At 60.1% G+C, this 11,749-nt stretch carries 8 protein-coding genes; 4 read left to right on the top strand and 4 right to left on the bottom strand.

The features are described 5' to 3' along the window. Positions 1-92: 92 nt before the first annotated feature. From rarD to VNV36_RS17070, 4 genes are all read right to left on the bottom strand, one after another. Positions 93-974, bottom strand: a complete 882-nt coding sequence (rarD, locus tag VNV36_RS17055) for an EamA family transporter RarD (RefSeq protein ID WP_325718771.1) — start codon at positions 972-974, stop codon at positions 93-95. Positions 975-1,140: 166 nt separating this feature from the next. Further along, positions 1,141-3,255 carry an acyltransferase family protein gene (locus VNV36_RS17060; protein ID WP_325718772.1) on the bottom strand — a complete coding sequence of 705 codons (2,115 nt, stop codon included), beginning with the start codon at positions 3,253-3,255 and terminating at the stop codon, positions 1,141-1,143. A 153-nt stretch (positions 3,256-3,408) separates the two neighbouring features. Beyond that, on the bottom strand, positions 3,409-4,422 hold the full coding sequence (locus tag VNV36_RS17065) for an aldo/keto reductase (RefSeq protein ID WP_325718773.1): 1,014 nt from the start codon (positions 4,420-4,422) through the stop codon (positions 3,409-3,411). Positions 4,423-4,540: 118 nt separating this feature from the next. Then, the gene (locus tag VNV36_RS17070; RefSeq protein ID WP_325718774.1) at positions 4,541-5,851 is read right to left on the bottom strand and encodes an MFS transporter; all 1,311 of its coding nucleotides are present in this window, start codon (positions 5,849-5,851) and stop codon (positions 4,541-4,543) included. A 171-nt stretch (positions 5,852-6,022) separates the two neighbouring features. Between VNV36_RS17070 and VNV36_RS17075 the strand changes: the two genes are divergently transcribed. The 4 genes from VNV36_RS17075 to VNV36_RS17090 all read left to right on the top strand — a co-directional run bounded on the left by VNV36_RS17075 (position 6,023) and on the right by VNV36_RS17090 (position 11,658). Further along, entirely contained in the window at positions 6,023-7,141 is a 1,119-nt protein-coding gene (locus VNV36_RS17075) for a sugar diacid recognition domain-containing protein (RefSeq protein ID WP_325718775.1), read from the top strand. 215 nt (positions 7,142-7,356) lie between these two features. After that, positions 7,357-8,496, top strand: coding sequence for a glycerate kinase (locus tag VNV36_RS17080; protein ID WP_325718776.1), 1,140 nt, complete (start codon positions 7,357-7,359; stop codon positions 8,494-8,496). 307 nt (positions 8,497-8,803) lie between these two features. After that, positions 8,804-10,429: a methyl-accepting chemotaxis protein gene (locus VNV36_RS17085; protein WP_325718777.1), complete on the top strand. Its 1,626-nt coding sequence runs from the start codon at positions 8,804-8,806 to the stop codon at positions 10,427-10,429. Between the two features lie 41 nt (positions 10,430-10,470). Beyond that, positions 10,471-11,658, top strand: coding sequence for a pyridoxal phosphate-dependent aminotransferase (locus VNV36_RS17090; RefSeq protein WP_325718778.1), 1,188 nt, complete (start codon positions 10,471-10,473; stop codon positions 11,656-11,658). The last annotated feature ends 91 nt before the right edge of the window (positions 11,659-11,749 follow it).

Raw genomic sequence — 11,749 nt, forward strand, 5'->3', positions numbered from 1 at the left:
TTTCAAGAGCAAAAGATCGCGGCCTTCGGCAGCTCCTACAGGAAAAATGCATTCCAAATGTAGGTGCTGCCGAAGGCTGCGATCTTTTGCTTCTAAGAGCGACTTTGGCGCATCAGGTGTTTGAACCCCTCAACAATCAGCACCACAACCGCCAGCCAGATCGGGATATAGGTGAGCCATTCCCCCGACTTGATGCTTTCCCCCAGCAACAACGCCACCGCCAGCAACAACACCGGTTCCACATAACTCAACAAGCCAAACAAACTGAACGGCAACAGTCGGCTGGCAATGATGTACACCACCAGCGCCGATGCGCTGATCAGGCCGAGCAGGGGGATCAGCCACATCAGCCCCGGGTACTGGTCAAACACGCCCAGGCCCTGTTCACCACCCTGCACAAACCAGTAAGCCACCGGCAGCATCAGGGTCATGTCGACCCACAAGCCGCCAAGATGGTCGGTGCTCAGGTATTTGCGCAGGACGAAATACAGCGGATAACCGACCACCACCACCAGCGTCGCCCAGGAAAAGCCGCCGACCTGATACAGCTCGTTCAACACGCCGAGGCTGGCAAAGAACACGGCAATTTTCTGCAGGTACGACAGGCTTTCGCCATAGGCAATCCGTCCGGTAAGGACCATCGCCAGGGGCAGCAGGAAATAACCCAGCGACACGTCCAGGCTGTAGCCGTTGAGCGGTGCCCACATGAACAGCCACAGCTGTATGCCAAGCAGGGCGGAGGAGACGAGCAGCCCGGCGATGAGTTTTGGCTTGGCCGTCATCAATCGGAGCAGTTCCAGCACCCGCCGCCATTCCCCCGAAACCAGCATGAACAGGGTCATGCACGGCACGGTCAAGAGCATCCGCCAGCCGAAAATTTCTACGCCGCTCAAGGGTGTGAGCAACGATGTGTAGTAATACATGACGGCGAACAGCACCGAGGCTGACACCGAGAGAGCGATACCTTTAGACAAACTGTCCTCGCGACTTGATGGTGGAAAGGGGGCGCGCAGAATACGTGGTTTTTGTGCTGAATATTGAGCGCATGCTCATTATTTAAAACATGCAGCGCAAATACTTTGAGGCACGCCTTTTCCAGAGGCCGGCAGATTGAGCATAGACCGGTGATAGCGGGCGCCGTTATCGATTGCTCTTGAACGGATTGCCGAAGTCCTTGAGGTACAGTTCGCCGAATTTGTAAGAGGCATAATCGGACACGTGGCCAATGTCGCGGTACACCGGCACGTCATCGATGCTGGTCCTGCAGGTGCCGTCCCTGCATTGCACTTTTTTTGGATCGAGGACGATCAGTTGAGGATATTCTGCCTGCAGTTCGCCGAACAGTTTTGCCATGAAGGGATCCTCAAGCCCCGACCATGGCACCGCAGCACACAGACGGCTTTGTTCGGCACTGCCTAACATCCCGCGCAGCTTGACCTGTCGGAGCAGGCATTCGTTGATTCTTGCGGGCATGGGCAAGGTGTTCATCAGCAAAATCGGCGTGGCACCTGATTCGACGATGATGTCCAGGGCCTGCCGAATCGCCACGCCCAGACGTTGCTGCGACAGCTCGAGGCTGCGCGGGTCACCGAGTTTCGTGACGATCGCGTCGGTGAGGTAGGCCTCCCAGAACTGACCAATGATCACATACTGAAAATGGCTGCTCGCAATGAGCTCGTAATAGCGTTGGGCAGCGGTGTGGCATTTTTCGTACAGCGCGTTTCTGGCCTTGTACCAGTCGTACAGATAGATTCCGGGCAGTGCCAGACAAGCGGGATAACCTTGGGCAAGCACCGACAGACCGGCGTCCTTGGCCAGTGTCTCGACAAATCCCCAATAGTGGTTTGAGTAGGAATCTCCGATCAGCAAGGCCTGCGGCTCGGCCAGCGCTGCACCCATGACGCAGTCAGGATCAACCCTGTCGCTGCTTCCCAGGCAATCCTCACGATTGGTCGGTACGTACGCCTTTAATGTGCTGAACATGGCGATGGAATCTTCACCAAAACGGTTCGGCCATCCTTCGTGGTTTCTGCCGGCGGAGTGCAGCACCGACAGGCAAATCGCGGGCACCACCATCAACAACAGCAGGGTCTTGCCGAAACCGGCGCGCGCCTTGCGAAATCTGTTTTCGATGAGCCGGAAGGACAGATAGCCCATCACAAACGTGACGGCGAAATATCCGACTGTCACCGCTGGCGTCAGGTCGACGCCCAGGTAGGTCAGCACCGCCAAAACCGGCCAGTGCCACAGGTACAACGAATAGGAGAGGGTGCCGATAAACACTAAAGGTTTGAATGCGAGGAGGTTCGATGTGACGCTGACGTCTCCGACACCGCGAAACAGCAGGAGCGCCGTGGCGATGCACACCGCGACCGCATGGTAGCCGGGAAACCCGCTGAGGATGTCGTCCTGAATCGCACAATAGACAATTGTCGCCAGCGCAACCGCGCAAACGAGGGACGCATTCAAACGGCTCAGGCGGAATTTGTCCGAGCTGAAAATAACGGCGCACGAGCCGATCATCAACTCGAAGATTCGTGCGCTGAAGAAGTAGTAGTTCAAGTCGGGACAGGCGCGCGATAGATACAGCGCCAGTACCACGGCAGCTACCGTCAAGCCGAGTACTACACCGTTGAAAGCACGTTTGGTCACATACCGATCAAGCAGCCAGATGCCCAATGGCAGCAGCAGGTACCACTGCCATTCAATGGCCAGCGACCAGGTGTGCAATAACGGCAGGCTGGCCGCGTCGGGCGTCGCATAGCCCGAGGTCACTTTGGAGAAGTACTGGTTGGAGATCAGTAACGAGGTGTACTTCTCGCTTTTCAGGAAGTCGACGTAATCATCGGGCAAATACAGCAGCGTGGTGACGATCAAGGTCACGACCAGCAGTGCAACGACGGCCGGTTGCAGGCGCCAGATTCGCCGTGTGTAGAAGCCTGTGAAGCTGAATGTGCCGTTCTCGAGCGCCCTCAAAATGATTGAGGTGGTCAGATAACCCGAAATCACGAAGAAGATGTCCACACCGATAAAACCTGACGGAAACAGCGTCAGGCCGCCGTGGAAGATCAGGACGAGCAGAACAGCGACTGCGCGAAGCCCGTCAATGTCAGGCCGGTAATCAAGGGCCGCACCGCGCGGTGTGGCAATGTCTGGCGCCGCAAGAGGAGAAGTGTCGAATGCCTTTTTGTTATCGAACGCGTTAAACATCGCGCGCAGAGGCTTGCAGGCAAACACGATGAGCCGATTGAACATTGACTATCCTGGCAGACTTGTTCGAGCGAGCAACCGTAGGGGTGGCTGCATGAAGCTCGGTTCCATAAAGCGGCCAAGTATATAGGTTTTGTTACAAAGGCCCCGCTTCGTTTCCACCCAGCCCTCTCTTTCGGGAGAGGGCTGGGGCAAATGTCAGGACTGAATCGGTTTGCGTCCCGACACAAAATGGCTCACATCGTTGAACCCGGGTGTCGAGGCATGCCCCGGTGTTACCAGTGAATCAATAAAAGCCTCGTCTTGCGCTGTGATCTTCACCGTCTGCGCCAGCGTATAGGCGTCCCACTGCTGTTCAGTGCGCGGCCCGACAATCGCCGAGGTCACCGCGCTGTTGTTCAGCACCCAGGCAATTGCAAACTCGACCGTGCCGATGCCGCGCTGCTCGGTGTATCGCTGAATCTGCTGGGCAATGCGCAGTGACTCCACGCGCCACTCGGTTTCCAGAATGCGTTTGTCCTGACGTCCGGCGCGGCTGTTGGCGTCTGGCGTCACATCCGGCGCGTACTTGCCGCTGAGCACGCCACGGGCCAACGGGCTGTAAGGCACTACGCCGAGGCCGTAGGTTTGCGCGGCGGTGATCTGCTCGGTCTCGGCCTGACGATTGACGATGTTGTACAGCGGCTGGCTGACCACCGGGCGATCAATGCCGAGTTTATCGGCGATGCGAATTACCTCGGCGATCCGCCAGCCGCGATAGTTCGACAGACCCCAGTAGCGGATCTTGCCTTGGCGAATCAGATCGCCAATCGCCGACACGCTGACCTCCAGCGGGGTGTTGTGATCCTCGCGGTGCAGGTAATAGATGTCGACGTAGTCGGTGCCCAGCCGGGTCAGGCTGGCATCGATGCCGTTGAAGATATGTTTGCGACTCAAACCGCTGCGGTTCGGTACACCGTCCACCGGGCCGAAACCGACCTTGGTAGCGAGCACCCATTCGTGCCGATGGCGGGCGATCGCTTCACCGACGATTTCTTCGGAACGGCCATTGATGTAGACGTCGGCCGTGTCGATGAAATTGATGCCTTGATCCCAGGCCTTGTCGATGATGCGCAGCGAGTCTTCCGCGCTGGTCTGTTCGCCGAACATCATCGTACCGAGGGTGAGCGTGGAGACCTGCAAGCCCGAGTGGCCCAGTGTGCGGTAGCTCATGCCGAAATCCTTTTGTCGGTGGGTGGGGAGTCAATCAAATACCAGAAGCTTCAGAGGCCGCAAAGTGAAACCGAATAAAAAACGGCCCGAAAGGGCCGTTTTGGTCATGCGCGAAGGCTCAAGCCCGCAACGTCCGCGTCATGCGCAACGCCAGCAGACTACCACCGACAATCACCATCGCCAGCACATACAACGCCGCATCCGTCGAACCCGTGCTGTCCTTGACCCAACCCACCAGATACGGGCTGAGGAAACCGGCCATCTGCCCCATCGAGTTGATCAGCGCCAGACCACCGGCCGCAGCGCCTGCGCTCAGCATGGCCGTCGGCACTGGCCAGAACATCGGCAGGCCGGTCAAGGCGCCCATGGTGGCGATAGTCAGACCGAGAATCGCAATCGCCGGGTTGGCCGCAAAATTTACTGCGATCACCAGACCGATCGCACCCATCAGCATCGGCACCACCAGGTGCCAGCGACGTTCCTTGCGCAAGTCCGCCGAGCGTCCGACCGCCAGCATGAACACTGCTGCCAGCAGGTACGGAATCGCACTCAGCCAGCCGATCACCAGGTTATCGCTGAAGCCAAGGTTCTTGATGATTGACGGCAGCCAGAAATTGATCGCGTAGACGCCGCTCTGGATGCAGAAATAGATCAGGCCGAACGCCCAGATCGCCGGGTTCTTGAACACCGCCAGTAGCGAATCAGTTGCGGTTTTCGGTTTGTTGGCGAGGTCTTCGGCATGGTCGGCTTCGAGTACCGAGCGTTCGTGGGCGGTCAGCCATTTGGCGTTGGCGAAGCTGTCGCTCAACAGGAAGTACGCCAGCGCACCGAGGATTACCGTTGGGATGCCTTGCAGCAGAAACATCCACTGCCAACCGGCCAGGCCGCCCTGGCCGGCGGCGAAGTGGTTGAGAATCCAGCCGGAAAACGGGCTGCCGAGCAAACCCGACACCGGGATAGCCGACATGAACAGCGCCATGATCCGGCCACGGCGAAAGGTCGGGAACCACTGCGAGAGATAAAGCACGACGCCCGGGAAGAAACCGGCTTCAGCCGCGCCGGTGAAAAAGCGCAGGGTGTAGAACCCGGTCGGGGTCGTGACGAACAACAGGCAGGTCGACAGCGTGCCCCAGGTGATCATCATCAAGGCAATCCAGCGTCGTGGACCGAAGCGGGTCAGCGCCAGGTTACTCGGCACGCCGCACAGCACGTAGCCGATGAAGAAGATTCCGGCGCCGAGGCCATATACGGTTTCGCTGAATTTCAGGGCGTCGAGCATCTGCAATTTGGCAAAGCCGACGTTGACCCGGTCGATGTAGTTGAACAGGTAGCAGATGAAAATGAAGGGAATCAAACGCAAGGTGATGCGTTTGTAGACGACGTTTTTACCGTCGTCGATGGTCTGGGTAGCTGCGGCGCTCTGCGACATAGCGGCTCTCTCTTTATTATGATTTTTTGCGATGCACAGGGTAACGTTGATCGCCCTGAGAGTCTCGGCCACCTTTGGCCGGATTGTCTTTGTGCCTGAGCACAGGGTTTGCCGTCAGACCCTGTGCGGGTGAACAACCGTCCGTGCCTGAAATCAAGGATTGCCGCCGCTATGTTCGAACTCGATCACGACCTTGCCCAGGACATCGTCGACCGGGCCATGGCCATTTTGCCGTACAACGTCAATGTCATGGACAGTCAGGGTCTGATCCTCGGCAGCGGCGAGCCGGACCGCATCAACACGCGCCATGAAGGCGCCCAACTGGTGTTGGCCAACGGGCGTGTGGTGGAAATCGATGCGCAGACGGCGGTGCACCTCAAGGGTGTGCAGCCAGGGATCAATCTACCGCTGTTGCTCGATCAGCGTTTGATCGGCGTGCTCGGCATTACCGGCGAGCCGGAACAATTGCGCACCTACGCAGAGCTTGTGCGCATGACCGCCGAAATGCTCGTCGGCCAGCGCAATCTGCAGGCCGAGCAACAATGGCGGCGCCAGCGCTGCGATGATCTTCTGGCCTTGCTGTTGAGCGAGGCGGGGGATTCGCCGCGTCTGGTCGATGAAGCGCAGCAGCTGGGGCTCAAACCACAATTGACGCGGGTGCCGTATCTGTTCGAATTGGGTCTCGAGCATGGGCCGGGGCAAACCGTGGAGGCATTGAGTGCCTGGCTGACGTCGCGTTATCCCGACAGTTGGTGCGTGAGTCCGGCGAAGTCGTCGCTGTTGTGGTGTCGCCCGGCGAGTCAAAGCGTTGAGCATGAACGCCTGCTGGAAAAACTCGATGGCCTCGGCTGGAAGATTCTGCGCATTGCTGTCGGCGGGCAGGCGGATGGCCTGGCCGGGTTGCGCCGTTGTTATCGACGGGTGGGCGATTTACTGGCGTATGGGCGTGAGGTGTTGCCGCACACGCGGCTGCTGACGCTCAATCGTTATCGCCTGCCAGTGATGCTGTGGCGCCATCGCAATGACGATGCACTGGACGAACTGCTCAAGCCGCTGCGCAAGGTCATCGCCAAGGACAGCAACGGCCAGTTACTGGCGACCCTGCGCAGTTGGTGCGAGCACGACGGGCAGAGTCAGGCCTGCGCGGACGCGCTGGGGATTCACCGCAACAGTTTGCGTTATCGCATGGAACGGATTGCCGAGTTGAGCGGGGTTGATCCTTTGAAGCTGGACGGGATGCTGGCGTTGTATCTGGGGGTGCAGCTTTTGCCGCAGACAGATCCGGATTGATCGGTGAATTCACAGGCCCCTTCGCGAGCAGGCTGGCTCCCACATTGGAATGCATTTCAAATGTGGGAGCGAGCCTGCTCGCGAAGAGGCCGGAACATCCACCGCAAGGCTTTTGTGAAAATGAACAACAATCATCTCCCACCCTTGTGCAGCCGACCGGCGTCAACGTCCATGCCGACTGGCAGCATGAAGGCCAATGCAACCGGAGAATTCCCATGAAGGTCGTCATCGCCCCCGATTCGTTCAAGGACAGCCTGAGTGCCCAAGGCGTTGCCGAAGCCATTGCGCTGGGGCTGGCGCAGGTCTGGCCGCAGGCGACGCTGATCAAGTGTCCGATGGCCGATGGCGGCGAAGGGACGGTCGAGTCGATTCTCGCGGCCTGTGCAGGCGAATTACGCCGCACCCGTGTGCGCGGGCCATTGGGCGCGCCGGTCGAAGCGGCGTGGGGCTGGTTGCCGCACAACCATACCGCGATCATCGAAATGGCCGAGGCCAGCGGTTTGCAGCTGGTGCCGCCGGGGCAGCGCGATGCCTGCATCAGTAGCACCTTTGGCACCGGTGAATTGATTCGCGCGGCGCTGGATGCCGGCGCGCAGCGGGTGATTCTGGCGATTGGCGGCAGCGCGACCAACGATGGCGGTGCCGGGGCGATGCAGGCGTTGGGCGTGAAGTTGTTCGATGCACAGAATCAGGCGCTAGTGCCCGGCGGTCTGGCCCTGGCGCAACTGGCGCGACTCGATCTGAGTGGATTTGATCCGCGCCTGGCCGAAGTACGTTTCGACATTGCCGCCGATGTGAACAATCCGCTGTGCGGCGCTCATGGCGCCTCAGCGATTTTCGGCCCGCAGAAGGGCGCGTCGCCAGCGCAGGTCGAGCAACTGGATCAGGCGCTGGGGCATTTTGCCCAACTCTGTGCGCAGACATTGGGCAAGGATGTGCGCGATGAGCCAGGCAGCGGTGCGGCGGGCGGTCTGGGGTTTGCCGCCAAGGCTTTCCTCGGCGCGCAATTTCGGGCTGGCGTCGAGGTGGTGGCGGAACTGGTCGGCCTCGCGGAGGCGGTCAACGGGGCCGATTTGGTGATTACCGGAGAAGGCCGATTCGATGCGCAGACCTTGCGCGGCAAGACGCCGTTCGGGGTTGCGCGAATTGCCCGGCAGCAGGGCGTGCCAGTCATCGTCATCGCCGGAACCCTGGGCGAGGGCTATCAGGAACTCTATCAACACGGCATCGACGCCGCGTTCGCCGTGACCAGCGGGCCGATGACCCTGGAACAGGCTTGCGCTGAAGCACCACGGCTGCTGCGCGAACGCGCCACCGATATCGCTCGGGTCTGGCAACTCGCCGCCCAACGCTGATCGGCTTGCCTATGTAGGAGCTGTCGAGTGCAACGAGGCTGCGATCTTTTGACTTTAAATGCAGGATCAAAAGATCGCAGCCTCGTTGCACTCGGCAGCTCCTACCAAAGGCAGCGGAGCCGGGTTGATTGTTGTGAGGTTCTGAAAAATATTTGCCGCCGACCCGAAACCTTCCTCAAGCCTGGCCGATACAACGGTCAGGCGCACACAAAACCCGACAAAACAGTGACGCCGGACTGCCGCCCGCCCCACGGGCCAGTGTTCACGGCATGGACGCTCGTAGCTTCTTTCTTTCGAGAGTCCGACCATGTCCCTGCGTAACCTGAATATCGCGCCCCGTGCTTTCCTTGGTTTTGCCTTTATCGCTTTGCTGGTGATCGTCCTTGGCGTGTTCGCCGTCAGCCGTATGACGGTCATTCGCCAGGCTTCGATCGATATGGATTCGACGCAGTTGCCCAGCGTGACGCACTTGAGCGTGGTCACCGAGAACGTGTTGCGCATGCGCATCCTGTCGTTCCGGGTGCTGGTCAACCGTGAACCGGCCAGCCTGCAGGAAGCGCAAACGCGCATCGCCGCACTGGTCGACAAGGTGCGCAAGGCTCAGGCCAGCTACGCTGCACTGCCGGCAGGCCCTGAAGAGCGGGCGGTCTATCAGACGTTCTCGACCACCCTGGACAACTACCTGCAAGCGCAGAACCAGATGATCGAGCTGTCGCGCCAGGACAACCTCGATGCGCTGCGCACGCTGATCAACACGCGCATCAAGGAAGGCACCGACCAGATGGGCGAGCAGCTCAACAAGCTGATCGCCATCAACACGGCCGATGCGAAAACCGCGGCCAACAAGGCCGGTGAACACTACGACAGCGCGGTGACCGGGATCATCATCGTTGCCGTGATCGCGGCGCTGGCCACCGTATTGCTCGCGTGGTTGCTGACCCGCAGCATCGTCACGCCGCTCAACCGTGCAGTGCTCGCTGCGCAAACCATTGCCGGCGGCGACCTGAGTAAAGCCATCGAAATCGACGGCAAGGACGAACCGGCGCGTCTGCTCGAAGCCTTGGCGGCGATGCAAGCCAACCTGCGCAAGACCATCGAGCAGATCGCCGGCTCTGCCACGCAACTGGGCGCCGCAGCGGAAGAACTCAGCGCCGTCACCGAAGAGGCCTCGCGCGGACTGCAGCAGCAGAACAACGAAATCGAACAAGCCGCCACCGCCGTCAACGAGATGACCGCCGCTGTGGAAGAAGTGGCGCGCAACGCCGTGTCGACCTCCGAAGCATCGAACCAGTCGACCCACGCCGCCCGTGAAGGCCGCGATCAAGTGGTGAAAACCGTCGATGCGATCCAGACCATGACCCACGACGTGCAAAACACCGCGCAGATGATCGAAGGGCTTGCCGCGCAGGGTCGTGACATCGGCAAGGTGCTGGACGTGATTCGCGCCATCGCCGAACAGACCAATTTGCTTGCCCTTAACGCCGCCATCGAAGCCGCGCGTGCCGGTGAGGCGGGGCGCGGGTTTGCCGTGGTGGCGGACGAAGTGCGTGCGCTGGCCCATCGCACCGCGCAGTCGACCCAGGAAATCGAAAAAATGGTCGCCGGTATCCAGAACGGCACCGGTGAAGCGGTTTCCTCGATGCAGCAAAGTAATCAGCGCACCCAATCCACTTTGGAGATGGCCCGCGCTGCCGGCGTGGCGCTGGAGCAGATCACTCATTCGATTCACCAGATCAACGAACGCAATCTGGTGATCGCCAGCGCTTCGGAAGAACAGGCGCAAGTCTCCCGCGAAGTCGATCGCAACCTGGTGAACATCCGTGATCTGGCCACGCAATCGGCCGCCGGCGCCAATCAGACCAGCGCCGCGACCCACGAACTGTCGCGACTGGCGGTGGATTTGAATGCGATGGTGGCGCGTTTTGTGATTTGAGATACGGTGAAGGCTGGAGATCGCGCCAACAGGAGACGTACATGCGCTATTCAGCCTTGACCCAACGAATCGCCGGGGAGGGAGCCGCTGCCTGGCAGATTCACGACCGAGCACTGGAGCTGCGCGCCGAGGGCGTCGATGTTTTGCTGCTGAGCGTCGGCGATCCGGATTTCGACACACCGTTGCCGATTGTCCATGGCGCGATCGACAGCCTGTTGGCCGGTGATACCCATTATGCCGACATTCGTGGTCGGCTCGAGTTGCGCAGGTTGATTGCCCAGCGCCATCGTCAACGCAGTGGACAGAGCGTAGATCCTGACCAGGTGATCGTCCTGCCCGGCGCGCAATGCGCGGTGTATTCGGTGGCGCAATGTCTGCTCGATCCGGGCGATGAAGTGATCGTCGCCGAGCCGATGTATGTCACTTACGAAGGCGTGTTCGGGGCTTGCGGTGCCACGGTGATTGCGGTGCCGGTGCGGCCGGAAAACGGCTTTCGCGTCGATCCGGCCGATGTCGCTGCACGCATCACGGCGAAAACCCGCGCCGTCCTGCTGAACAGTCCGAACAATCCCAGTGGCGCGAGTTTGTCCTTGGCGATCTGGCAAGCGCTGGCGGCGCTGTGCATTCGTCATGATCTGTGGCTGATCAGCGACGAGGTCTACAGCGAGCTTTTATACGAAGGCGAACACCTCAGCCCGGCGAGCCTGCCGGGCATGGCCGAGCGCACCGCGACGATCAACAGCCTGTCGAAATCCCATGCGATGACGGGTTGGCGCATCGGCTGGATGATTGGCCCGCAACCCTTGGCTGAACACTTGGTGAATCTGTCGTTGAGCATGCTCTTCGGTCTGCCGGATTTTGTGCAGAAGGCCGCGCAAGTCGCGTTGCAAAGCGATCTGCCGGAAGTCATGCAGATGCGCGAGGAGTACCGTTTGCGCCGGGATCTGGTGTGCGAGCGTTTGCACGGCTGCCCGGGGCTGCAACCGATTCGCCCGGATGGCGGCATGTTCGTGATGGTCGATGTGCGCCAGACCGGCCTCGGCGCCCAGGCGTTTGCCGAGCGGCTGTTGGAGGGCTACGGGGTATCAGTGCTGGCCGGCGAAGCGTTCGGGCCGAGTGCGGCGGGGCACATTCGTATTGGGCTGGTGGTGGATCGGGTCAAACTGGCGGATGCCTGCGCGCGGATTGCGCTCTGTGCAATGCAGTTGCTCCAAGCGCGCAGTGCCTGATGATTTTGCTCAGTCTGTAAAGGCCTCTTCGCGAGCAGGCTCGCTCCCACAGGGGAATGCATTCCCCTGTGGGAGCGAGCCTGCTCGCGAA

Origin of the sequence: Pseudomonas sp. (assembly GCF_035554175.1) — a bacterium.
Taxonomy (GTDB): Bacteria; Pseudomonadota; Gammaproteobacteria; order Pseudomonadales; family Pseudomonadaceae; genus Aquipseudomonas.